Origin of the sequence: Streptomyces sp. AM 2-1-1 (assembly GCF_029167645.1) — a bacterium.
Taxonomy (GTDB): Bacteria; Actinomycetota; Actinomycetes; order Streptomycetales; family Streptomycetaceae; genus Streptomyces.
In genome coordinates, this window is the sequence record NZ_CP119147.1 from 6,412,798 (window position 1) to 6,434,904 (window position 22,107).

The 22,107-nt window shown below is 71.5% G+C and carries 22 protein-coding genes and 1 riboswitch; of the genes, 7 read left to right on the forward strand and 15 right to left on the reverse strand.

The window, feature by feature from the left end:
- Positions 1-359: 359 nt before the first annotated feature.
- Positions 360-1,124 (forward strand): GntR family transcriptional regulator, encoded by a 765-nt coding sequence (locus tag PZB77_RS27950; protein ID WP_275495402.1) that lies wholly within the window; start codon positions 360-362, stop codon positions 1,122-1,124.
- 107 nt (positions 1,125-1,231) lie between these two features.
- Here PZB77_RS27950 and PZB77_RS27955 read toward each other — a convergent pair whose 3' ends face one another.
- The 3 genes from PZB77_RS27955 to PZB77_RS27965 form a co-directional block, all read right to left on the reverse strand.
- Positions 1,232-2,389 (reverse strand): ROK family protein, encoded by a 1,158-nt coding sequence (locus PZB77_RS27955; protein ID WP_275495403.1) that lies wholly within the window; start codon positions 2,387-2,389, stop codon positions 1,232-1,234.
- Positions 2,390-2,954: 565 nt separating this feature from the next.
- The gene (locus tag PZB77_RS27960; protein ID WP_275495404.1) at positions 2,955-3,605 is read right to left on the reverse strand and encodes a response regulator transcription factor; all 651 of its coding nucleotides are present in this window, start codon (positions 3,603-3,605) and stop codon (positions 2,955-2,957) included.
- 4 nt (positions 3,606-3,609) lie between these two features.
- Positions 3,610-4,782 (reverse strand): histidine kinase, encoded by a 1,173-nt coding sequence (locus PZB77_RS27965; protein ID WP_275495405.1) that lies wholly within the window; start codon positions 4,780-4,782, stop codon positions 3,610-3,612.
- Between the two features lie 108 nt (positions 4,783-4,890).
- Between PZB77_RS27965 and PZB77_RS27970 the strand changes: the two genes are divergently transcribed.
- Together PZB77_RS27970 and PZB77_RS27975 are read left to right on the forward strand one after the other, a co-directional pair.
- A complete protein-coding gene (locus PZB77_RS27970) occupies positions 4,891-5,823 on the forward strand; it encodes an ATP-binding cassette domain-containing protein (protein ID WP_275495406.1) in 933 nt (310 codons plus the stop codon).
- A 2-nt stretch (positions 5,824-5,825) separates the two neighbouring features.
- A complete protein-coding gene (locus tag PZB77_RS27975) occupies positions 5,826-6,569 on the forward strand; it encodes an ABC transporter permease (protein WP_275495407.1) in 744 nt (247 codons plus the stop codon).
- A gap of 202 nt (positions 6,570-6,771) precedes the next feature.
- Here the strand turns inward: PZB77_RS27975 and mug are convergent, their stop codons facing one another.
- The 6 genes from mug to PZB77_RS28005 all read right to left on the reverse strand — a co-directional run bounded on the left by mug (position 6,772) and on the right by PZB77_RS28005 (position 13,469).
- On the reverse strand, positions 6,772-7,341 hold the full coding sequence (mug, locus tag PZB77_RS27980; RefSeq protein WP_275495408.1) for a G/U mismatch-specific DNA glycosylase: 570 nt from the start codon (positions 7,339-7,341) through the stop codon (positions 6,772-6,774).
- Between the two features lie 23 nt (positions 7,342-7,364).
- Complete coding sequence (purB, locus tag PZB77_RS27985; RefSeq protein ID WP_275495409.1) at positions 7,365-8,807, reverse strand: adenylosuccinate lyase; 1,443 nt, start codon at positions 8,805-8,807, stop codon at positions 7,365-7,367.
- A gap of 372 nt (positions 8,808-9,179) precedes the next feature.
- A complete protein-coding gene (locus PZB77_RS27990; RefSeq protein WP_275495410.1) occupies positions 9,180-10,019 on the reverse strand; it encodes an SGNH/GDSL hydrolase family protein in 840 nt (279 codons plus the stop codon).
- A 179-nt stretch (positions 10,020-10,198) separates the two neighbouring features.
- Positions 10,199-11,218, reverse strand: a complete 1,020-nt coding sequence (locus tag PZB77_RS27995) for a hemolysin family protein (protein WP_275495411.1) — start codon at positions 11,216-11,218, stop codon at positions 10,199-10,201.
- A complete protein-coding gene (locus PZB77_RS28000) occupies positions 11,215-12,555 on the reverse strand; it encodes a hemolysin family protein (RefSeq protein WP_275495412.1) in 1,341 nt (446 codons plus the stop codon). The genes PZB77_RS27995 and PZB77_RS28000 overlap by 4 nt, the downstream gene beginning before the upstream one ends.
- A gap of 479 nt (positions 12,556-13,034) precedes the next feature.
- Positions 13,035-13,469, reverse strand: coding sequence for a GNAT family N-acetyltransferase (locus PZB77_RS28005; protein ID WP_275495414.1), 435 nt, complete (start codon positions 13,467-13,469; stop codon positions 13,035-13,037).
- A 180-nt stretch (positions 13,470-13,649) separates the two neighbouring features.
- Between PZB77_RS28005 and PZB77_RS28010 the strand changes: the two genes are divergently transcribed.
- Together PZB77_RS28010 and PZB77_RS28015 are read left to right on the forward strand one after the other, a co-directional pair.
- Positions 13,650-13,865: an antitoxin gene (locus PZB77_RS28010; RefSeq protein ID WP_275495415.1), complete on the forward strand. Its 216-nt coding sequence runs from the start codon at positions 13,650-13,652 to the stop codon at positions 13,863-13,865.
- 255 nt (positions 13,866-14,120) lie between these two features.
- Entirely contained in the window at positions 14,121-14,534 is a 414-nt protein-coding gene (locus PZB77_RS28015) for a fic family toxin-antitoxin system, toxin component (RefSeq protein WP_275495416.1), read from the forward strand.
- A 91-nt stretch (positions 14,535-14,625) separates the two neighbouring features.
- Here PZB77_RS28015 and bioD read toward each other — a convergent pair whose 3' ends face one another.
- The 3 genes from bioD to bioB all read right to left on the reverse strand — a co-directional run bounded on the left by bioD (position 14,626) and on the right by bioB (position 18,021).
- Positions 14,626-15,312, reverse strand: a complete 687-nt coding sequence (gene bioD / locus PZB77_RS28020) for a dethiobiotin synthase (RefSeq protein WP_275495417.1) — start codon at positions 15,310-15,312, stop codon at positions 14,626-14,628.
- Between the two features lie 2 nt (positions 15,313-15,314).
- Positions 15,315-16,607 carry an adenosylmethionine--8-amino-7-oxononanoate transaminase gene (locus PZB77_RS28025; protein WP_275495418.1) on the reverse strand — a complete coding sequence of 431 codons (1,293 nt, stop codon included), beginning with the start codon at positions 16,605-16,607 and terminating at the stop codon, positions 15,315-15,317.
- Between the two features lie 100 nt (positions 16,608-16,707).
- Entirely contained in the window at positions 16,708-18,021 is a 1,314-nt protein-coding gene (gene bioB, locus PZB77_RS28030) for a biotin synthase BioB (protein WP_275495419.1), read from the reverse strand.
- 144 nt (positions 18,022-18,165) lie between these two features.
- On the opposite strand from bioB, the gene PZB77_RS28035 reads away from it, so the two are divergent.
- Complete coding sequence (locus PZB77_RS28035) at positions 18,166-19,314, forward strand: 8-amino-7-oxononanoate synthase (protein ID WP_275495420.1); 1,149 nt, start codon at positions 18,166-18,168, stop codon at positions 19,312-19,314.
- 82 nt (positions 19,315-19,396) lie between these two features.
- Here the strand turns inward: PZB77_RS28035 and PZB77_RS28040 are convergent, their stop codons facing one another.
- Both PZB77_RS28040 and PZB77_RS28045 read right to left on the reverse strand, forming a co-directional pair.
- Positions 19,397-19,609 carry a DUF397 domain-containing protein gene (locus PZB77_RS28040; RefSeq protein WP_275495421.1) on the reverse strand — a complete coding sequence of 71 codons (213 nt, stop codon included), beginning with the start codon at positions 19,607-19,609 and terminating at the stop codon, positions 19,397-19,399.
- A gap of 111 nt (positions 19,610-19,720) precedes the next feature.
- Positions 19,721-20,587: a helix-turn-helix transcriptional regulator gene (locus PZB77_RS28045; protein WP_275495422.1), complete on the reverse strand. Its 867-nt coding sequence runs from the start codon at positions 20,585-20,587 to the stop codon at positions 19,721-19,723.
- Positions 20,588-20,828: 241 nt separating this feature from the next.
- Between PZB77_RS28045 and PZB77_RS28050 the strand changes: the two genes are divergently transcribed.
- Positions 20,829-21,260 carry an ATP-binding protein gene (locus tag PZB77_RS28050; protein WP_275495423.1) on the forward strand — a complete coding sequence of 144 codons (432 nt, stop codon included), beginning with the start codon at positions 20,829-20,831 and terminating at the stop codon, positions 21,258-21,260.
- Positions 21,261-21,423: 163 nt separating this feature from the next.
- On the opposite strand, the gene PZB77_RS28055 is transcribed toward PZB77_RS28050, so the two are convergent.
- Positions 21,424-21,900, reverse strand: a complete 477-nt coding sequence (locus PZB77_RS28055) for a C40 family peptidase (RefSeq protein WP_275495424.1) — start codon at positions 21,898-21,900, stop codon at positions 21,424-21,426.
- Positions 21,901-21,903: 3 nt separating this feature from the next.
- A riboswitch (cyclic di-AMP (ydaO/yuaA leader) is annotated at positions 21,904-22,100 on the reverse strand.
- Positions 22,101-22,107: the final 7 nt, after the last annotated feature.

A 22,107-nucleotide genomic window follows, 5' to 3' on the forward strand; every position in this document is an offset into this window, starting at 1 on the left:
TCGTACTCCTGGCGCGCAGGACCATGACTAACGCGCGGTCACGTCTCCCGTCCCAACCCGGGGTGAACAACGGCTCGGTCGTGGGGCGGAGTCGCCCGTACGGGGGAATCGCCGGCCGGAAGGGGCGTGCCCCGCCGGTCGTCGGGCCGGCGGCGGGCCATCGCTGCGTGCGCTGCCGCCGCCTCGCCCGACGACGAACGTCCTGTGAACGCTCTGTGCCGCAAGCCGGTTCGGCCGAGCCCTGGGCGAGGATTGGTATTGACCAAGCCGGTGCGCCGTCCTATGGTCTCCACGTTAAGAAAAGAACCTTTAATAAATGTTGTCGCGGAAAAGGCCGCTGGGCGATTGCGGAGGACAGGGTGGGGACCACGCAGCTGGAAACGGTGCAGGAGCCGAAGTACTGGCACCTGAGGACCGTGCTCAGTGAGGCACTCGACTCGGACTTCGCGGTAGGTGAGATCCTGCCCAACGAGCGGGACCTCGCCGCGCGGTTCGGTGTCGCCCGGGCCACGCTCCGGCAGGCTCTGGAGCAGCTCGAACTCGAAGGCAGACTGCAGCGCCGACGCGGCGTGGGCACCACCGTCGCCCCGCCCCGGGTGGGAGTCGAGGTCTCCACCGCTCAGCAGGAGTGGACCGGCGCGGTGGCCGACGAGGCCTGGCAGCCCGTCGAGTGCGTCCGGGGCACGGCCCCCGCGGCCGTCGCCGCGGCGCTGGACCTGACGCGCGACGAATCGGTGCACGTGATCCGCCGGATCAGGGTCACCCACGGCCAGCCGGTGGCGGCGGAGTTGCTGTACGTCCCGTCGGCGTCCGTCCCCGACCTGGCCGCGATCGAGGCGGCCTCGGGTCCCGCCCGCGCCCGTGGGGTCCTGCGTGAGCTGCACCGCCTCGGACTCGAGGGGCAGGACCGGGCGGTCGAGCTCGGTTCGGCCCGCGCGGACGACGCGAAGGAGCTCGACCGGCTCCCCGGCGCGCCCGTCCTGGTGGTCACCACGCGTTACTTCGCCGCCGGCGGGACCGCTGCGGTCTCCGTCGCCACCTACCGCGCCGACACCTGCCGGCTCACCTTCGGGGACTCCGGGGCGCTGGAGATCAGCCACGACCAGGAGCGCCAGGCTTCCTGAACCATCCCCGCTCTGCTTCCGCCGGACAGAGCCCGGACCCGGACAGAGCCCGGACCCGGACAGAGCCCGGACCCGGACAGAGCCCGGACCCGGACGGCCCGTCGCGATCAGCGGCGGGCCGTCACCGTTCGCTCCACGGCGAACAGTTGCTCTTCCACGTGGTCCAGAGCCAGCCGCAGGGCGCCGGTGGCGACGGCGGCCTCTCCGAGCAGGGAGAGGGCGACCCGGGGCGGCCGCAGACAGAAGCGCGCCAGTTCGCTCCGCAGGGGGTCGAGGACTCCGTCGAGTCCGGCTGCCCAGCCGCCCACCACCACGATCTCGGGGTCGAGGGCCAGCACGAGCGCGGCGACGTCGTGCACCAGGCGCTGGATGAAGCGCTGGACCGCCTCCTGCGCCTGGCTGTCACCCTGCCGGGCCTTGGTGAACACCTCCGCCACCGCGGGCTCGTCCAGCGGGTCGAGCGGAGTGTCGGTCGTGGACAGCAGATGCTCGGGGGTGACGTCCCTGCCGAGCAGGTGGAGCGCGCCGATCTCGCCGGCCGCCCCGCCGTAACCCCGGTGCAGCCTCCCCCCTATCAACGAACCCGCTCCGGGGCTCAGGCCGGCCAGCACGAAGACGATGTCGTCCGTCTCCGTCGCGGCCCCCTTCCAGTGCTCCGCCACCGCGGCCGTATTGGCGTCGTTCTCCACCAGCACCGGGCAGCGGAACGAGCGCCGGAGCCGCTCGCCGAGAGGGAGCCCGGTCCATCCGGGAAGCGCCGTGCCCAGCCGGACGGTGCCATCGGCCTCCACGATCCCCGGGCTCCCCACCCCGACGGCTCGCACACTGCTCCTGGCCACACCCGCACGGCGCAGCAAGTCGGCGATCATGGCCCGGACCTGGTCGAGCCGGTCGTCCGCGGGTGCGGTCTCGGACACCGCCCGCTGCCCCGCACCGATGATCCTGCCGTCGAGTCCTGATATCAGCGCGGAGACCCGGTGGGGGCCGATCTCGATGCCCAGCAGATGGCCGGCTTCGGCACGGAAACGGAACCGTCGCGCCGGACGGCCCTGGCGCCGCGCTTCCCCCTCGTCGGGCAGTGCCTCCACGACGAGGCCGACTTCGAAGAGCCCTTCGACGACCCCTTCGACCGTCGGCCGGGACAGGCCGGTTATCCGGGTGAGGTCGGAGAGCGTCGGGAACTCGGCCCCGCGCAGGGCATGCAGTACCACCGCGGAATTGATCCGCCGCAACAACGACGGGTCTCCACCGGTCAGCTGCCCCACGTGTGCCTCCTTGCGCCCCCCTGTGTCTGCCGGATGGTACTCGGTGGGATGAGGCTCCGCGAATGCCGACGGGAGCTGCGCTTTTCTGATAGCGGCCGGTCGTACGGCGAGGGGCGGATCGGCGCCCCGGCGCCCGGTTGGACGCCCGGTTGGACGCCCGGTGAGGCAACCGTCGGCGCGGTGTCCCGGTGCGGTGTCCCGGTGCGTCGCTCCCGGTGGCGCGTCGCCCGATCTCCGTCGTGGCTCGCGCGCGGCCGGAGGCCATCGCACGTCTCCTCCGACGGAGCCGCGTCTCTGTGCTTCTGTGCTTCTGTGTCGCTGGAGTCCCTGCGGCGTTCGTCGGGGGAGCACGACCGTACGGACCGTGCGCCTCCTGCGCCTCCTGTGCCTCCTGCGCCTTTGGTGCCTCGCGGGCTGTGCGCGCTGCGTGTGCTGTAGTGCGCTCCCGGGTGTAGGGGAGGCGGGCGGTCACGCGACGGGGAGGGGCCGGCGGGCTCCCTCGGCCCTCGGGGGAGGAGAGGGCAGGGCGGCGCCCCTACCGAGCCGGCCGGGCCGCACGTCGCTGTCAGCCGGGGACCACGAAGCCCGACTCGTACGCCGTGATGACGGCCTGCGTACGGTCCCTGGCCCCGAGCTTGGTCAGCAGCGCGCTGACGTGGGTCTTGACCGTCTCGGTGCCCACCACCAGTCTTGCCGCGATCTCCGCGTTCGACAGGCCTCGGCACATCAGGCGCAGCACCTCTTTCTCCCGGTCGGTGAGGGCCGCTCTCACCACCAGGTCCCTGGCCTTGTTCGTTCCGTACTCGGAAGCCAGTCGGCGCACCGCTGCGGGGAAGAGCAGCGACTCCCCTTCCGCCACCAGCCGGACGGCGTTCACGATCTCCATGGGCCTGGCACGCTTGAGAAGGAAGCCGTCCGCACCGGCGCGCAGCGCCTCGTACACGTACTCGTCGTTCTCGAAGGTCGTGACCACCAGGATCTTCGGCGGATCGGGCAGCGAACGGAGGAGGAGCCGAGTCGCGTCTATGCCGTCCATCAGCGGCATCCGGACGTCCATCGCGACCACGTCCGGGCGAAGCTGCCGGACCAGCGGGAGCACCGCGGCACCATCGGCGGCCTCCCCGACCACGTCGATGTCCGGCTGCGATTCCAGTACGACCCGCAGCCCGGTGCGTACGAGTGGTTCGTCGTCCACGAGCAGAACCTTCACCGCCATGCGATCACCCTATGTGCCGGAGCGGCAGGCTCACACGGACCTGCCATTCGCCCTCGCGCGGACCGACTCTGGCGCTGCCGCCCAGCAGCTTCGCGCGTTCTCGCATTCCTCGCAGCCCATGGCCCCGTGATGAGCGCGGGGAGGCGGCGGTCAGCGGATTGCGCACGTCGAGTTCCAGGTGGTCCTTCTCGACGCCGATACGCACGCGGACGGGGACCCGGCCGGCGTGACGCAGCGCGTTGGTGAGTGACTCCTGCAGGATGCGATATCCCTCCCGGGACAACGCATCGGGCAGGTGGCCGAGGTGCCCGGTCACCTGGGCGTCCACGGCGACGCCGGATCCCCGCGCGGAGTCGAGGAGATGCTCGACCGAGACCAGGGTCGGGCGTCGATCGGCAGGTGCTCCCGGCTCGCGCAGCACACGGAGTACACGTTCCAGATCTTCGAGGGCCGCGCGACTCGTCTCTTCGATGGCCGTGAGCGCGCGACGGGTGAACTCCGGGTCGTCCGCCGTGCAAGCGGCGCCCGCCTGCACCACCGCGACCGTGAGTGCGTGACCGATGGAGTCGTGGAGCTCGCGCGCGATGCGGTTGCGTTCTAGAAGCTGCTCCGTGAGTTCCTCCAGCGCCGACATGCGTTCCGACCTGGACGGCCCCAGCAGCCGGCGGGCAGCGGCCGTGGCGAGCCGTCCGCAAAGAACCACGAGGGCGAGCAACAGGAGAAGAGGGAGCGGGATGAGGACCACGTACCACGCATGGGGCTCGAGCAACCGGAATATGCCGCCGTGGTCGGTGCCGCTCCCCGAAGCGGCCATCACGGCGTCGACGGACGTAGCGGGCAGCCAGACCGTGGCCACACCGACGACGAGCGAGAGCAGCAGGCGCAGTTCGAGCCAGAGCACGGTCCGCCATTTCTCCCCCCAGGTGGAGGCAGGCGCGACGGAGATGGTCGCGTCGGACCGGCTCCGCTCCCCGGGGGTGAGCAGCAACTGCGCCTGAACGCCTTCCCCCAGACGCATCACCGGGAGGAGACCGACGGGCACCGCCAGCAGCGCGATCTCCCACGGCACACCCGGGGAGATGAAGAGCCACACACTGATGGGGGCCATCGGACTGATGAGATGGATCCAGCGGCTGTAGGTGACCGGCGCGGCCAGCGGGGCGAGGAAACGGCGCATGAGGGCAATGGTGGCAGCGCCCGTCCCGGCCCGTCCTCCCCCGCACGGGGGAGACGGTTCCCACGGCAGGGGGAGGACACCCTCAACCACTGCCGCCACGCTGGGTACATGACCAGCATCGAAGTACACCAGCTCACGAAGGACTACGGATCCACCCGCGCGGTGGACCGGCTCACCTTCTGCGCGGAGCCAGGCCGCGTCACCGGCTTCCTCGGACCCAACGGCGCCGGAAAGTCCACCACGATGCGGCTGATCCTCGGCCTGGACCGCCCTTCCCTCGGCACGGCGACGGTGGCTGGGCGACCCTATGCCACGCTCGACAAGCCATTGTGCGTGGTCGGTTCGCTGCTCGATGCCGGCGCCGCCCACGGATCGCGCACCGCACGCGACCATCTCCTCGCCCTCGCCGTGAGCAACGGCATCTCGCCCCGGAGAATCGCCACCGCGCTGGAAGAGGCCGGCCTCGCCGCAGTCGCCGCACGGCGGATCAAGACGTTCTCATCCGGTATGCGCCAGCGGCTGGGCATAGCCGCCGCGCTGCTGGGCGATCCCACCGCCGTGATGCTGGACGAGCCGTCCAATGGACTCGACCCGGAAGGGATCATCTGGCTGCGCGAGTTGCTGAAACGACTGGCCCGGGAGGGCCGGACGGTTCTGGTGTCCAGCCATGTGCTGAGTGAGCTCTCTGCCTGCGCCGATCACCTGATCATTCTCGGCGGCGGCAGGCTCCTCGCCGACACGAAGACGGACGAGTTCCTCGCATCCCGCAGCCGCCCCAGGGTGCACCTTCGTACCACCGAGTGGGAGCGCCTCCGCGCCGTGCTCGTCCGCAGGGGATACGACACGACGGAGTCCGGTGGCGGAGGGTGCTGGATCGAGGGCGCCCGCGCCGGTGAAGTCGGGGCGCTCGCCGCAGCCGAACACATCCCACTCCTGGAGCTCAGCGAGGAACGGATCACCCTGGAAGAGGCATACCTCGCTCTCACGGCGGACACCGCCGAGTTCGCCACCGCCGTCCCTAACGCACGTCAGGAGGCCTGAGCATGTCGCACACCGCTGGCGCGGTCGTTCGCTCCGAGTGGGTCAAGGCAAGATCCGTACGCGCCGTCCATGGCTCTCTCACGGCGGTGTTCGTGGTCACGGTGGCCATCGCCCTCCTCGTCTCCGCCACGATCGGACAGAGCGAGGTCGACGAGCCCGACGTCGATCTGGTGTTCAGTGCCTTCTACGCGCTGAACTTCGGTCAGATCGCCGCCATCGCCTTCGGTGCGACCGCTCTCTCCTCCGAATTCACCGGCGGAGCCCTCCGGGTGTCTCTGACGGCCGTGCCGCGCCGTGGAGTGTTCTACGCCGCGAAGATGGCGGTCGTCGGGGTGGCCGCGCTGATCGTGGGAGAAGTCGCCGGCCTCAGCAGCTTCCTTCTGGGGCAATCGTTCATGGGCGACTTCGCGATCGGGCTGGGACATCCCGGTGCCCTGCGAGCCGTTCTGGGCAGCGGCGTCTATCTCGCGCTCATGGCCCTCTTCGCGGCAGGACTCACGGCGCTGCTGCGGAGCGCGGTACTGGTGCTCAGCATCCTCATTCCGTTCATCCTGCTCGTGTCGTTCGTCGTAGGGGACATGTCAGCCGGAGTGGCCGACTTCTTCCCCGACCGAGCGGGCCAGACGATTCTCCACGAGAACCCACCGGGCAGTCTCGGCCCATGGAGCGGTCTGGCGGTGACCGCCGTATGGGCATCCGCCGCGGTGCTTGCCGGCTGGTGGTCGATACGTTCCAGGGACGTCTGACCGGCAGGTCCGAGGTCGACACCGACGCCGAGTGGTCAGGGGCGGCAGGAGAGTTGCTGGCGGAGTCCCGGAGTCCCGGAGTCCCGGAGTCCCGGAGTTCCGGAGTCCCGGAGGCGCGGGGTCCTGGCGGCGCGGGGAGGGAAAGTCGCGCAAGGCGGGGTCGCGGTGAGGCGGTGCCGGGGTGTTGGCCACGAGCGGCGGGCTACGCCCGGTTCGGGTCCGGTGCGGCAGGTGAGGCAGCGTCCACGGCAGCGCGGAGTCGGCCGTACTCCTCGGCCATGGAGGCAACGGTCCAGTGGGCATTGAGCCCGCTGGGGTTGGGGAGCACCCACACCCGGGCGGCGCCGATGGTCCGTTCCTGCGGACCGATCCGGGCTCGACGCTCCTGGAAGGCCGTTCGGTAAGCCGTCACACCGACGACGGCCAGCCACTGGGGCCGCAGTTCCCCGACCTTCGTGACGAGAGCGTGGCCGCCCGCGCGGTACTCCTCCACGCTCAGCTCATCCGCTCGGGCGGTGGCCCGCGCGACGACATTGGTGATGCCCAGGCCGTAGGCAGGGAGTTCGCCCTGCTCGGCCGGAGCCAACCTGCGGGGCGTGAAGCCGGAGAGGTGGAGCACAGGCCAGAAGCGATTGCCGGGGTGAGCGAAGTGATGACCGGTCGCGGCAGTCATGAGGCTGGGATTGATGCCGCAGAACAGCACGCGCAGACCGCCCGCGACCACATCGGGGACGATGCGGTCACGGGCGGCGGCCAGCTCCTCGGGCGTCATGGGGAAGGGCGACGTGCAGCAGGTCAGAGAATGGAGCCGGGGGCGTAACCGGCGGCTGCCGGGTGCTCCTTGACGATGGCCTCGATCCGGTTGACCACCGTCGTGACCTGGTCGCCGGCTGCGCCGGTGAACGACAGCTTGTCCGCCATCAGGGCGTCCAGCTGCTCGCGGTCCAGCGGGATGCGCTCGTCGGCCGCCAGCTTGTCCAAGAGCTCGTTGCGTTCGGCGCCCTGCTCCCGCATCGCGAGCGCCGAGGCCACCGCGTTCTCCTTGATCGCTTCGTGCGCGACCTCGCGCCCGACTCCGGCCCGCACCGCGCCCATGAGGACCTTGGTGGTCGCGAGGAAGGGCAGGTAGCGGTCGAGCTCGCGCGCCACCACGGCGGGGAAGGCGCCGAACTCGTCCAGGACCGTGAGGAAGGTCTCCAGCAGGCCGTCGAAAGCGAAGAACGCGTCCGGCAGGGCCACCCGGCGGACCACCGAGCAGGAGACGTCGCCCTCGTTCCACTGGTCGCCGGCCAGTTCCCCGGTCATCGACGCGTAGCCGCGCAGGATGACCATGAGGCCGTTGACGCGCTCGCAGGACCGGGTGTTCATCTTGTGCGGCATTGCGGACGACCCGACCTGGCCGGGCTTGAAGCCCTCGGTGACCAGCTCGTGCCCCGCCATGAGGCGGATCGTCTTGGAGACCGACGACGGCGCGGCGGCCAGCTGCACGAGAGCGGTCACCACGTCGTAGTCGAGGGAGCGCGGGTAGACCTGACCGACCGAGGTGAAGGCGTTGGCGAAGCCCAGGTGGCCCGCGATGCGCTGCTCCAGCTCGGCGAGTTTGGCGGTGTCGCCACCCAGCAGATCCAGCATGTCCTGCGCGGTACCGACCGGGCCCTTGATGCCGCGGAGCGGATAGCGGCCGAGCAGCTCCTCCAGGCGCCCGTACGCGACGAGCAGCTCGTCGGCACCGGTCGCGAACCGCTTGCCGAGCGTGGTGGCCTGTGCGGCCACGTTGTGGGAGCGGCCCGCCATGACGAGCTCGCGGTACTCACCCGCCAGCTTGCCCAGCCGTGCCAGCACCGCCACCGTGCGGTCGCGCATGAGCTCCAGCGAGAGGCGGATCTGGAGCTGCTCCACGTTCTCGGTGAGGTCCCGGGAGGTCATGCCCTTGTGCACCTGCTCGTGCCCGGCGAGGGCGTTGAACTCCTCGATACGGGCCTTCACGTCGTGGCGGGTGACCTTCTCCCGCTCGGCGATGGAGGCGAGGTCGACTTGGTCGAGTACCCGCTCGTAATCGGCGAGCGCCGCGTCGGGAACCTCGATCCCGAGGTCCTTCTGAGCACGCAGCACCGCCAGCCACAGCTGACGCTCCAGCTTCACCTTCTGCTCGGGGGACCAGAGAACGGCCAGCTCCGTGGAGGCGTAGCGGCCGGCAAGGACATTGGGGATGCGAGGCTTCGCAGACACAGCAGTCACGGAAGGAGATTCTACTGGCGGTTTGTGCAGGCCAGCGCCGAGCACCGGTTTGTGGGTTACTACGAGACCCGGGTCACCACGTCCGCCCGCACACCGCTCCGTACCGCACCGTTCCGCCCCTAGGGCGACGTCGGCCGAGCCGGACCCCGACCCGGCACGGGGCCTCCCCGCCCCGGATTTCCTGCCGCGGCATGCTCGCCACGGCCTCCCCGCGCTGGCCTTCCCGCCCTGGCTCCCAGCACCGGCCTCCCCGCCCGGGCCTTGGGCGGCATACCCCGCAACGGCCCGCGCGGGCGGTGAGCGCCGGGGTCCGCGCCGACGCTCAGCGCCGGGATCCGGCGCCGGCGGTCGGCACCGGACGGGAGGTCCGTCCTACGCGTCGTCGGTGCGGCGCCAGGAGGTCACCGGGCCGGGGTCGGCCGGGTTCGCCGGGGAGATCCAGAAGGCACGTCCGGACACCGCGTCGAACTGCGCGCCGTAGCGCCCGTCGCCCGAGGACCGGCCGGTGAGCCGGCGTCCGATCCACGGAGCCAGGTGCTGCCGGGCGAAGCGCACGTCCTCGACCCTGCGGATACCCCAGTGGACGGGCACCACGGCCCCCATCGGGGTCCGCCAGTCGCTTTCCGCCGGCAGGCCCAGCGTCTGCCAGACCGCCTCGGCGACCCTGCTGTGTCCCTCGGCGGTCAGATGGAGCCGGTCGATGTCCCACAGCCGGGGGTCGCCCAGTGACGGCGCGCCGTAGAGATCGGCGACCACCGCGCCGTAACGGCCGGCCAGGTCGTCGACCAGTGCGAAGAGCTCTTCCATGCGCGGCCGGAAGCGGTCCAGCACCGGGCCGCTCCGTCCCGGGCTGCGCATGAGGACGAGCGTCTTGCACGACGGTGCGAGACGCTCCACGGCCTCCTCCAGCCGCGCCCGCACCATGCCCATGTCGCACTTGGGGCGGAGGGTGTCGTTGAGACCGCCGACGAGGGTCACCACGTCCGCCTGCAACGCCGCGGCGGCTTCCACCTGCTCGTCGACGATCTGGCCGATGAGCTTGCCGCGCACGGCCAGGTTGGCGTACCGGAAGCCGGGGGCGCGGGCCGCCAGCCTGGAGGCGAGCACGTCGGCCCAGCCCCGGTAGGAACCGTCCGGCAGGAGATCCGACATGCCCTCGGTGAAGGAGTCACCGACCGCGACGAAACTGGTGTATGTGGCATTCATTTCCATGGCTCGGCGATCGTATCGCGGCGACCCGACCCCGCCGGATCTCCGGCCCGGGAATGCACCCGGGCGGAAGATCCGGCCTGCCCGTGCAGCGTCCGGATGCGACGGGCAGGCACGCGGTCGTGGTCGTGGTACGCCCCCGTGCGGCCGTACGCGCGCCCCCGGCCAGGACGGGAACCGCGTCAGGGCGACTGCGGTCGTCCGACCAGCTCGCGCAGTACGTCCTCCATGGTGACCGTGCCGACCAGGCGGCTGTCGTCGTCCAGCACCGCCGCGAGGTGGGTTCGGCTGCGCCGCAGCGCGGTCAGTACGTCGTCGAGCGGGGCGGCCGCCCGTACCCGGGCGATGGGACGCATCGCCGACACCGGGAACGGCACGTCACGGGGAGCGGCGTCCAAGGCGTCCTTCACGTGCAGGTAGCCGAGTATCCGCTGCTCGCCGTCCATGACCGGGAAGCGCGAGAATCCCGTCTCGGCGGAGAGCCGTTCCAACTCCTCGGGAGTCGTCCCCACCCGTGTGGAGACCATCCGGCCGATCGGCATGGCCACGTCCCGCACCGGGCGGCTGCCCAGCTCCAGGGCGTGCCGCAGTCGCTCGGCCGACCGGTCGTCCATCAGTCCCGCGTCGCCGGAGTCACGCACCAGCCGCGCGAGCTGATCGTCCGAGAAGGTCGCGGAAACCTCGTTCTTCGTCTCCACCCTCAGGATCTTCAGCAGCAGGTTCGCGAACGCGTTGATCGCGAAGATCACCGGACGCAGCGCCCTGGCCATCGCCACCAGCGGTGGGCCGAGCAGCAGGGCCCCCTTCGCCGGGTCGGCCAGCGCGATGTTCTTGGGGACCATCTCACCGAGCAACATGTGGAGGTAGGTCGCCACCGTCAGCGCGATGACGAACGACAGCGGATGCACCGCACCGTGCGGCACTCCCACCGCGTCGAACACCGGCTCCAGCAGATGGGCGATGGCGGGTTCGGCGACGATGCCCAGCACCAGGGTGCAGAGGGTGATGCCGAGCTGGGCCGCGGCGAGCAGCGCCGACACGTGTTCCAGGCCCCACAGCACGCTGCGGGCCCGCCGGTTTCCGGATTCGGCCTCCGGCTCGATCTGGCTGCGCCGTACCGAGATGAGGGCGAATTCCGCGCCCACGAAGAACGCGTTCACGACCAGCGTCAGCAGGCCGATGAAGAGCTGGAGAACGGTCATCGGGCATCCTCCGTCAGCGGATCCTCGCCCGGGAGCGGCGCGTGCAGCAGGGCGCGTGCGGCGCGACGCCCGGAGGCGTCCACGACGTCGATGCGCCACCCGGTCAGTTCCACTCTGTCGCCTTCCCGCGGAATGCGTCCGACCTCGTGGGCGACGAGCCCCGCGAGGGTCTCGTACGGTCCGTCCGGCGCGCGCAGACCGATCGTGCGCAGTTGGTCGGTGCGCGCAGCGCCGTCGGCCGACCAGAGGGTGCGGCCGTCGGCGTCCTCACCGGCGGGTGCCAGATCGGGTGTCTCGTGGGGGTCGTGCTCGTCGCGTACCTCGCCGACGACCTCCTCGACGATGTCCTCCAGGGTCACCACACCGGCCGTCCCGCCGTACTCGTCGATGACCACGGCCATCGCGAGATTGCGGCCGGAGAGACGGTCGAGCAACTTGTCGACGTTGAGGGTCTCCGGTACCAGGAGGGGTTCCCGCAGCAGGTCGGAGACGCTTCTGCGGGCCCGCTGGTCCGCGGGCACCGCGAGGACGTCCTTGATGTGGGCGACGCCCACGACGGTGTCCAGGCTTCCGCGGTAGACGGGGAAGCGCGACAGACCGGTCGCCCGGGTCGCGTTCGCGACGTCCTCGGCGGTCGCCTGCACGTCCAGTGCGATGACCTGGACGCGGGGCGTCATGACGTTCTCCGCCGTGAGCTCGGCCAGGTTGAGGGTGCGGACGAACAACTCGGCGGTGTCCGCCTCCAGCGCCCCCTCCTTCGCGGAGTGGCGAGCCAGGGCCACCAGCTCCTGCGGGCTCCTGGCGGAGGCCAGCTCTTCGGCCGGTTCGAGGCCGAACCGACGCAGGATGCGGTTGGCGGTGTTGTTGAGATGACTGATGAAGGGACGGAAGACGGCGGTGAAGGCCCGTTGCGGTGTGGCGACGGCTTTGGCGACGGTCAGCGGCGAGGAGATCGCCCAGTTCTTGGGGACGAGCTCACCCACCACCATCAGCACCACCGTGGACAGGGCCGTCCCGATGACCAGCGCCACCGAACTCGACACGCTGGAGGAGAGGCCGATCGCGACCAGCGGTCCGCGGATGAGCTTGGCGATGGACGCTTCGGAGAGCATGCCGACCACCAGATTGGTGACGGTGATGCCGAGCTGAGCCCCGGAGAGCTGGAAAGTGAGGCTGCGGACGGCCTTGAGGGCACCGGCCGCGCCCCGCTCGCCGCGCTCGACGGCCCGTTCGAGGTCGCCGCGCTCCACGGTGGTCAGAGAGAACTCGGCGGCGACGAAGGCGCCGCAGGCGAGCGAGAGCAGCACGGCCACGAGCAGCAGAAGCACTTCGGTCATCGGTTCACCTCCGTCCCATGATCGGGCAGCGGACGGAGGATCGCGCGATGGTCGCGATGCTGGGGGGTTCGGCTACTGGGAGGCTCGCCCATGGGCGGACGCTCACACCTTTCTCGGCAGAAGGTCGGATGCACTGACCGGCGCGGTGGTCGCCGTACCTGATCGCCTTGCCTGATCGAGGTCGATCACCGCGCCGGTCACAGAGAGACATCGTAAAGGATCGGCAAAGGAGGAAGAGGGGCCCGGACCCCGACCCGGTCAAGGGTCGCCGACCCGGTCGGACTGCGCCCGGCGTCCCGTCGGAGCGTCACCGGGCCGGTGGGACGGTGCACGGCGCCCGGTCGGAGGGCCCCGCGTCAGTTCGGGGGTCCTCCGACCGACCGGCCGGGTGCGGGCCCGGCCCCATGGTCGCAGGTCGGCAGTCGGTCGCGATCGCCCCAGTCGGTTCGTCGGGCCTTGGTCGGTCCCCGGTCCGCCGCTCAGTGAGGCAGGTGCTTCACCCATCGGCTCCACCGGGATTCCGGCTCATACCCCGCCGCGCGCCAGGCATGCTGGGCACGCGCGTTGTCGTCGAGGACCATCGCGTCCCCGCGCCGGCCGCCGAGGCGCACGAACCGTTCCTCCGCGGCGGCCAGCAGCGCGGTGGCCACCCCGCGCCGGCGCTGCGCGGGATGGACGGCGAGCCGGTAGAGGTGGCAACGCCATCCGTCGAATCCGGCGATCACCGTCCCGGCGAGCCGGCCGTCGCATTCCGCGAGAAGGAGGCATGCGGGATCGCGTTCGACCAGGCGTACGACCCCGGCCCGGTCGTCGCTGATGCTCGTCCCCTCGGCGGCCACCTTCCAGAAGGCGAGGACCTCGTCCAGATCCGCTCGGGTGGCGGCGCGTATCGAAAGATCATCCATGTGCTGCATGCCCTCACCCAATCCTGCGCGGTCGACCAGGCCCTCCACCACCCCCGCTCCGGAGCCGGGCCCCCGCGGTCTCCGGAAGCCGACGGACTCCCCTCGGATCCGAACCCGCAGGCGGGTCCGGTGCGCCGTCGCCCACCGGTGGCCTTGCCCCGGCGGTCCGGGCGACGCTAGCGTGGGACGGTGCCCAGAACCCCGCTCAACACCCCAGCGGACCAGGTCCTCGCAGCCGAGGCCGCCCGTCGGCGGAGGGCGAACACGAGCCCCTCCGTCGAAGAACGCGTGCACCCCGACGGGGAAGACGTCGGCCACGCGTTCGTCGAAGCGGCCGCCGACTTCATGCAGCGCTACGAATCGGTCTTCGCCGAGGAGTTCGGGAGGGAACGCGTCGCGCGCTGAAAGCGGGCAGTCCCCTTTCAGCAGCCTCGATCCGTGGGCCGCCGTCCCGCGGTGCGGTGCGTCCGGCGGGACGGTGCGTCCGGCGGGATGCGCCGAGACGGGAGAGTGCCGCACCCGTGCGGGCCGACCGGTGCGCGACGGGTTCGCCCCGGTCCGGGACTGGGGAATACTGACTGCGGAACCGACGGGCCCCCTCGTGCGAGCCTCTCGGGTGACAGCACCGGCACGCTTCTCTCCCCGAGACGGTCTCCCCGCATGGAACACCACGATTCATCCGCATCGCCGTCGGACGGCCCCGAGAACCTGCGCATCGATCTCTCCTGGCTGCTCATGGTGGCCGAGCATCGGACCCCGGGCGACCCGCACGTCGCCGACTGGGGAGCCCTCGTCGCGGCGGTCAGCCGCCACGAGGCGGAGATCTTCGGCAGCCCCGTCTACGCCAGCCCTCATGCGCGCGCGGCGTCCCTGCTCCAACTGCTGCTGCACGTGCCGGCGTTGGAACACTCCAACGCGATGTTCGCCTCTGCCGTGGCGTACGGCTACCTGGTCGCCTCCGGGTTGCGCGTCCATACCTCGCCCGACCGCGTACGCGACCTCGCCCGCCTGGTGAAGGAGGGCAAGGCCGGCGTGCGCGACATCGCGGACGAACTGCACCACTGGTGCGCATGAGCCAGAGGGAGCGGACCGAGGAGTGGCCGGCGCCCGACGGCGGGCCCGACCCCGGTCCGCCGCTCTGCCGGGCCACCTCCACCCGGCGCCTCTACCGGCACCCCCACGTCCCGCCCAACTCCGGCGACAGCCACGTCCGCGCCCCCGTACGGAAGTCGGCGGGCCGCAGCGAACCCGCGCCCGCCGGCAGCACGCCCAGAAGCGGGGCCCCCGCCGCGACCGGGAGGTCCTCCACATTGCACCGCGTGGCCAGATCGGGGTCGGCGGGCATACTGCCGATCACCACACCCGGGCACGCCAGGCCCCGGGCCCGCAGGGCCTCCGCCGTCAGAGCGGTGGCGTTCAGCGTGCCGAGTCCGGGGGCCACCACCAGCAGCACCGGCGCCGCCAACAGCCGGGCAGCGTCGGCCAGCGTGGCCCCCTCGTCGTCGAACCGTACGAGCAGCCCGCCGGCCCCTTCGACCAGCACCAGATCGTGCTCCGTCGCCAGTTTCTGCGCGGTCTCGGCGATCTCGTACGGGCGTACGGGGGAAAGTCCGCTCCGGCGGGCGGCCGTGGCGGGTGCCAACGGCTCCGGATACCGGGCCAGTTCGACCGCGGTCACCTCGCCGCCGGCCAGTCGCGCCACCTCGGCGGCGTCACCGTGGTCGCCGGGGGCGAGCCCGGTCTGTGCGGGCTTGAGCACCGCGACACGGCCGCCCGACGCGGCGGCGACCGCCGCGGTCACGATCGTCTTGCCGATCTCGGTGCCCGTGCCGGACACCACCAGAACGGTCATGGTCATCCTTCCCGCGCCGCGGCGCACACGGCACGGCAGATCCGCGCCACGTCCTCGTCGTCCGTCACGTACGGCGGCATCGTGTAGACGAGGTCCCGAAAGGGCCGCAGCCACACCCCTTCGCGCACCGCCGCTCGGGTCGCCGCCGCCATGTCCACCTCGTGGTCGAGCTGCACGACCCCGATCGCGCCCAGCACCCGTACGTCCACGACTCCCGGCTCCTCGGCGGCCCGGGCCAGCCCTTTCCGCAGCCCCGCGCCGATCCGTGCCACCTCGCCCCGCCAGTCCTGGCCGAGCAACAGGTCCACGGAGGCGCAGGCGACCGCCGCGGCGAGCGGGTTGCCCATGAAGGTCGGCCCGTGAGCCAACACCGGTACGTCGCCGCGCGAGATCCCCTCGGCCACCGCGAGGGTGCACAAGGTCGCCGCCATGGTGAGGTAGCCACCGGTCAGGGCTTTGCCGACGCACATGACGTCCGGCGACACCCCGGCGTGGTCCGCGGCGAACAGCCGCCCCGTGCGGCCGAACCCGGTGGCGATCTCGTCCAGGACGAGCAGCACGTCGTGCGCGTCGCACGCTTCCCGCAGCACCCGCAGATAGCCGGGGGAGTGGAAGCGCATTCCGCCCGCGCCCTGCACGACCGGCTCCACGATCACCGCCGCCAACTCGTGAGCATGACGGGCGATCAGCCCACGGAGATGGTCCGCGTAGGCCGGGTCGACCTCCGCGTCGAAACCGTCCGGCGGCGCATCCGCGAAGACCTGACGGGGCAGCGCCCCCGACCACAGCTCATGCATTCCGCCCTCGGGATCGCATACCGACATCGGCTGCCAGGTGTCACCGTGGTATCCGCCGCGCCAGGTCAGAAGCCGTTGTTTGGCGGGCCGGCCGGCCGACCGCCAGTACTGGAGACACATCTTCACCGCCACTTCGACGGAGACGGAGCCCGAGTCGGCGAGAAAGACGTGCTGCAGGGGGCCGGGGGTGATCTCCACCAGCCGCGCGGCCAGTCGGACGGCGGGCTCATGGGTGAGACCGCCGAACATGACGTGGCTCATCCGATCCAGTTGTCCGCGTGCCGCGTCGTTGAGGACCGGGTGGTTGTAGCCGTGCACCGCCGACCACCAGGAGGACATGCCGTCCACCAACTCGTCCTGCCCGTCGACGGGTTCCGCGAGGCGCAGCCGGACACCGGAGGCCGACTCCACGATCAGCGGCTCCTGCCGGCCCGGCATCGGTCCGTACGGATGCCAGACATGGGCCCGGTCGAGCGCCCTCAGCCGGGAGGGCGACAACCCCCCTACCGGGTCACCGGACGGGCCCGGTCCGCAGCCCCGTGGGGAGGAAGAGAGAGGGGCCGGCCGGACGGAGCCGGCCGGCCCCGGAACGTACGCCTCAGGCATTGGGAGCGAGATCCGTCCCCGCACCCCGCCGGCGCACGGACACCAGGTCCGGGCGCGCCCCCTGATCCGCGTGGCGCGCCGTACCGGCCCCGGCCGACCCAGCGGTGACCCCGCCCGGATCGGCCGCCGAGGAACGCCCGGACGAGGAGGCCTGCGCCGAGAGGGCCTCCGAGCTGCCTCCGTCCTGCGCCGGGGCCGGGGTCGCACCGCCGCACGGCGCACAGCCCCCGGCCGCCTCCGTCCCGCCTCCGCAGCCGCCGGCGTCCGTGTGCGCCCCGCAACCGGCACCCGCGCCGGCCGCCGCCCGGTGGCCGGGCAGCGTGGTGGTGCCCGCGCCCTCCACCTCGAACCCGGCATCGGCGATCATGTCGAGATCCGTCTGACCGGCCTGCCCCTCGCTGGTCAGGTAGTCGCCCAGGAAGATCGAGTTGACCAGGTGCAGCGCGAGCGGCTGCATCGACCGCAGATGCACCTCGCGGCCACCGGCGAGCCGTACCTCCACGTCCGGGCAGACGAACCGGACCATCGCCAGGATCCGCAGACACCGCTGCGGCGTCAGATTCCACTCCTTGGCCAGCGGAGTGCCTTCGAACGGGATCAGGAAATTCACCGGTACGGAGTCGGGGTCGAGTTGACGGAGGGCGAAGACCACGTCGACCAGATCGCCGTCGCTCTCGCCCATGCCCGCGATCAGCCCGGAACAGGCCGACAGGCCGGCCCCCTGGGCGTGCCGCACGGTCTCCACCCGGTCGGCGTAGGTGTGGGTGGTGGTGATGCCGCCGTAAGTGGCCTCGGAGGTGTTGAGGTTGTGGTTGTACGCGTCCGCTCCCGCCGCGCGCAGCCGCTCCGCCTGCCCGTCCGAGAGCAGCCCGAGGCAGGCACACACCTCGACACTCTCGTTCTGGTCCTTGATGGCTTCGATGGTCCGGGAGACCCGGTCCACGTCGCGGTCCGTGGGGCCCCGGCCGCTCGCCACCAGGCAGACCCGCTTGGCACCCCCGGCCACCCCCGCGGCCGCCGCGCGTGACGCCTCGTCGGGCTTCAGCCAGGAGTACTTGAGGATGCCGGCCTCGGAGCCGAGGCGCTGCGAGCAGTAGGAGCAGTCCTCGGGGCACAGCCCCGACTTCAGGTTGACCAGGTAGTTGAGTTTCACCCGGCGCCCGAACCACTGCCGGCGCACCCGGCCCGCGGCGGCCACCACGTCGAGCAGTTCCTCGTCGGAGGTCGCCAGTACGGCGAGCGCCTCTTCACGGGTCGGCGGTTCGCGCCGCAGCCCCTTGTCCACCAGCGTGCTCAGGAGGTCCATGGCGTCGATCCTGACGTACGGCACGGCCATCGGCCAAGGAGGAACCCGACAGCAGAGGCGGGGAGGCTGTGTGTGTATTGCCACACCCTGACCGTCTGCGCCCCCGGCTACCCTCTGTGAGCTGCCTACAAAAGGGACCTCCCGATGGCCTTCGCCCCGTTCGACTGGACCGACGAGGAGTCCGGCCGCCGTGCCGCCGCCGGACTCGTCCGCACGCTGCGCCCGCGGTCCGCCGCCACCGAGGTCCTGGACCTCGCGAGCAACGACTACCTCGGGCTCACCCGGCACCCCCGGGTGACCTCGGCGGCGGCCGACGCGGCGCGGAAGTGGGGCGCGGGCGCCTCCGGTTCACGCCTGGTCACCGGCTCCACCACGCTGCACGCGGAGCTCGAACGCGAACTCGCCGAGTTCTGCGGGTTCGAGGCCGCACTGGTCTTCTCCTCCGGTTACACGGCCAACCTGGCCGCGCTCACCGCGCTCTCCCGCCCGGACGGGCTCATCGTCTCCGACGCGGCCAACCACGCCTCCATCGTGGACGGTTGCCGACTGGCCCGGGCGAGGACCGAAGTGGTGGCGCACGCCGATCCCCAGGCCGTGGGGAAATCCCTGGAGGCCCACGACGGCCCGGCGCTCGCCGTCACCGACTCCGTGTTCTCCGTCGACGGCGACGCGGCCCCGCTCGCCGCTCTCGCCGCCGTCTGCCGGAATGCGGGCGCCGGACTACTGGTCGACGACGCCCACGGTCTCGGGGTGCTCGGCGCGGGCGGGCGCGGCGCGCCGGCCGCCTGCGGGCTCGCGGGGGACGACGGGGTCGTGGCCACGCTGACCCTCTCCAAGTCCCTGGGCAGTCAGGGCGGTGCCGTCCTGGGTCCCGCCCGGGTGATCCACCACCTCGTCAACACGGCCCGGACGTTCATCTTCGACACCGGCCTCGCGCCCGCGGCGGTGGGCGCCGCCCTCGCGAGCCTCGCGGTGCTGCGGAGCGAGCCGGAACGCGCCGAGCGGGCGCGTGACGTGGCCGCCCGGATGCACGGGCGGCTCACCGCCTCGGGCCTCCACGCCGCACGCCCGGACGCGGCGGTGGTCTCGGTGCGGGCACCCTCCCCCGAGGCGGCGGTCCGCTGGGCGGCGGAGTGCCGGGACGGCGGGATCGCTGTGGGGTGCTTCCGGCCGCCGTCGGTCCCGGACGGCGTCTCGCGTCTCCGGCTCACCGCGCGGGCGGACCTGACGGACGACCGGATCGACGCCGCTCTGGACACGATCGTGCGTACGGCTCCGAGGGGCGACGCCTGACCGGAGAGCGCGGCCGTCCGGGCACGCCGCGAAGGCGGGCGCGGCCGGAAGCCGCCCCCCTTCCCGTCCGTGCGGCAGCTCCTTACGGGCGCAGGCCCGGATCCCGGAGTGCTGCAACGAAAGTCCTCCAGGCCGGCGCGGAGAACGACAGGCAGTCCTGGTCCACATCCTTGGAATCGCGTACGAGCAGCAGGTCCGGACCGCGAACCGCCGCTTCCACGCAGTTGTTCGCACCGGTGCTGCGGCTGCTGCGACGCCAGGACGAGAGGGACGGGGCGGCCGAACGGTCGAGCATGGAGATCCTCTGGTTGTGGGGTTGTGGGGTTGTGGGGTTGCGGGGTCGGGGTCGGTACGCGTGCACGGCATCGGGCCCCGCCCCGGCGGGGCCGGCGGCCGGGGGCGTGGGTCATCCCGACCCGCTCTCGCGGCCGATCGCCGTGATGAGTTCCCGGGAGCGCTCGGGCGACAGCGCCCGTTGCCGCATCATGCGGAAGGCGGAACCGTACGCCTCCAGGTCCTCCTTCCGCTCCAGATAGTGACTGCGCGTCAAGTGGTCGAGAACGACCACGTCCAGAGCGGAAGTTGTCGGAAAGGAGAAGATGATGAAGGGGCCGGTCTGCCCGACGTACCCGCCGAGGCTGAAGGGCACCACCTGCACCCGCACGTGCGGCACCTCCGTCATCGCCGCCAGGTGGGCGAGCTGGGCGCGCATCACACGCCGTCCTCCCACCTCGCGCCGCAGTACGGCCTCGTCGAGAACGGCCGTGAGCCGGAGCGGGGCCTCGCAGCGGAGGACCGACTGGCGGGCGAGCCGCACCTCGACCAGGGCGTCCAGCCGTGAACCCGATATGCCGTCCAGTGCCGACTCGGTGACCGAGCGGGCGTAGTCGGCGGTCTGGAGCAGCCCCGGCAGCACCGAGGTCTCCAGCGTCCTCGCGGTCTCGGCCTGCGCCTCCAGCGCGATGAAGTCGCGGTACTGCGGCGGAATGACGTCCCGGTAGGCGTGCCACCACCCCGCGTCCCGGTTCTCCGCCGAGCCCGCCAGAGCCGACAGCAGGGAACGCAGTTCGGGGTCGTCGACCGCGTACGCGTCCAGCAGTCGGCTCACGTCGGCCGGGGAGACTCCACTGGCCCCCGTCTCGATCCTGCTCACCTTCGACTGGTGCCAGCCGAGCAGCGACGCCGCCTGCCGGCTCGTGAATCCCGACGCGTGGCGCAGACTCCGCAGCTCCTCACCGAGTTTGCGTCGACGCACGACGGGGCCGTTGCCCATTCCGGTTTCCTTCCGCCGGGCGGCACGGCCGACCGTTCCGTGGGCCGACCGTCCCTCGGCCGACCTGGACGCAAGTGTGCCGAACGTTCGAGTCCCGGCGACGCCGAGTTCACCGCATCGAGCGATAGATATATGCATATCTCGGCAGATCGTCACAGCACGGGGTCTGGCGGTGGCACTCTGGCGCCAGGCACAATCCGGGCCGATAGGGGTCGGCCGGGCGGAAAGGGACGGCGTCGCCATGGCAGATCATCAGGAAGCACATGTCACCCTGCCGAGCGATCCCGCATCGGTGTCCGCGGCCCGCAGACACGTGGCCGGAGCTCTCACCGAGTGGGGGCTGCCCGACGACACCGACACCGCGGAGACGATGCGGCTGATCGTTTCGGAACTGGCCACCAACGCGATCCTGCACACCTTCGGCCAGTCGCCCACCTTCACGGTCCGGCTCGTGCTCGACCGCGACGAAGTGCTGCGGCTCGGGGTGACCGACAGCCACCCCCGGTGGCCCAGGCGGCTGCCCGCCGCCGTGCAGCAGGACAACGGGCGCGGCCTCGCGATCATCCGGTCCCTGGTCAAGGAGTCCGGCGGACGGTTCGGCGTCACGGCGACCGAGGACGGCGGCAAGACCGTGTGGGTCGTGCTGCCCTGTGCCGCGGCGGTGGTGAGCTAGAGCGACCTCGTGCACCGCATCCGAGGCCGCGCACCGGTCCACCGGGAACCGCGGCGCTCCGCGCGTCGGCGCGGTCGGCTCCGGACGGGCCGACCGCGCACCCCGGTGCGCGGCGTCCTGTCGGGAGCCGACCGCCACGCACCCGTGCACCGGGTCCGGGTGCTCAGCGCACCCGCCCGTACCAGACCCTCTTCGTCCAGATCCGTTCCAGTCGCACCACGGCGCCGGTCTTCGGGGAGTGCCAGATCTTCCCGCTGCCGGCGTAGATGCCCACGTGGTAGACGCTGCGGCCGCTGTGGAAGAAGACCAGGTCTCCCTTCCTGCGCTGCGAGGAGGTGATGTGACGCGTCTTGTTGTACTGCTGCTGCGCCGTACGGGGAAGCTTCTTGCCGACCCGCTTGAACGAGTAGAGCGTCAGCCCGGAGCAGTCGAACCTGCGGGGGCCGGTGGCGCCCCACTGGTAGGGAGCGCCCTTCTTCGAGGCGGCCACACGGAGGGCCTTCGTGGCACGGGCGGCGGTGGCGGCGTCGGCGTCGTTCACCAGGCCGGGGGCCAGCATGGTCGAACTGAGAGCGAGAGTCAGGGCCGAGGCCGTACCGGCCCGGGCGAGCAGAGACGGGACATGAACCTGCGCAGTCATGCGCAACCCTTCGTCAGCCGCCTGTGAAAGATGACCTGTCGGGTTCGGGCTGGCGAAGTCGCCCGGCCGCGCGGTGCGGCTTCACCCCGAGGGACGGCCGGTAACCCGGTCGGCCCGTTGTGCTCGGGTCCTCCACTCCTGCCGATCCACTCCTGTCGACCCGTCATCCGCTCGGCGGCAGGACTCGGCGTCCGCGCGGACCGCCCC

Excerpts from the sequence above, each read along its gene's own strand:
- PZB77_RS27960 (WP_275495404.1), bottom strand. The coding sequence starts at position 3,605 with ATGGCGGTGAAGGTTCTGCTCGTGGACGACGAACCACTCGTACGCACC.
- PZB77_RS27965 (WP_275495405.1), bottom strand. The coding sequence starts at position 4,782 with ATGCGCCGTTTCCTCGCCCCGCTGGCCGCGCCGGTCACCTACAGCCGC.
- PZB77_RS27970 (WP_275495406.1), top strand. The coding sequence starts at position 4,891 with ATGACCAGCATCGAAGTACACCAGCTCACGAAGGACTACGGATCCACC.
- PZB77_RS27975 (WP_275495407.1), top strand. The coding sequence starts at position 5,826 with ATGTCGCACACCGCTGGCGCGGTCGTTCGCTCCGAGTGGGTCAAGGCA.
- mug (WP_275495408.1), bottom strand. The coding sequence starts at position 7,341 with ATGACGCCCGAGGAGCTGGCCGCCGCCCGTGACCGCATCGTCCCCGAT.
- PZB77_RS27990 (WP_275495410.1), bottom strand. The coding sequence starts at position 10,019 with ATGGAAATGAATGCCACATACACCAGTTTCGTCGCGGTCGGTGACTCC.
- PZB77_RS27995 (WP_275495411.1), bottom strand. The coding sequence starts at position 11,218 with ATGACCGTTCTCCAGCTCTTCATCGGCCTGCTGACGCTGGTCGTGAAC.
- PZB77_RS28000 (WP_275495412.1), bottom strand. The coding sequence starts at position 12,555 with ATGACCGAAGTGCTTCTGCTGCTCGTGGCCGTGCTGCTCTCGCTCGCC.
- PZB77_RS28005 (WP_275495414.1), bottom strand. The coding sequence starts at position 13,469 with ATGCAGCACATGGATGATCTTTCGATACGCGCCGCCACCCGAGCGGAT.
- PZB77_RS28015 (WP_275495416.1), top strand. The coding sequence starts at position 14,121 with ATGGAACACCACGATTCATCCGCATCGCCGTCGGACGGCCCCGAGAAC.
- bioD (WP_275495417.1), bottom strand. The coding sequence starts at position 15,312 with ATGACCGTTCTGGTGGTGTCCGGCACGGGCACCGAGATCGGCAAGACG.
- bioB (WP_275495419.1), bottom strand. The coding sequence starts at position 18,021 with ATGGACCTCCTGAGCACGCTGGTGGACAAGGGGCTGCGGCGCGAACCG.
- PZB77_RS28035 (WP_275495420.1), top strand. The coding sequence starts at position 18,166 with ATGGCCTTCGCCCCGTTCGACTGGACCGACGAGGAGTCCGGCCGCCGT.
- PZB77_RS28040 (WP_275495421.1), bottom strand. The coding sequence starts at position 19,609 with ATGCTCGACCGTTCGGCCGCCCCGTCCCTCTCGTCCTGGCGTCGCAGC.
- PZB77_RS28045 (WP_275495422.1), bottom strand. The coding sequence starts at position 20,587 with ATGGGCAACGGCCCCGTCGTGCGTCGACGCAAACTCGGTGAGGAGCTG.
- PZB77_RS28050 (WP_275495423.1), top strand. The coding sequence starts at position 20,829 with ATGGCAGATCATCAGGAAGCACATGTCACCCTGCCGAGCGATCCCGCA.
- PZB77_RS28055 (WP_275495424.1), bottom strand. The coding sequence starts at position 21,900 with ATGACTGCGCAGGTTCATGTCCCGTCTCTGCTCGCCCGGGCCGGTACG.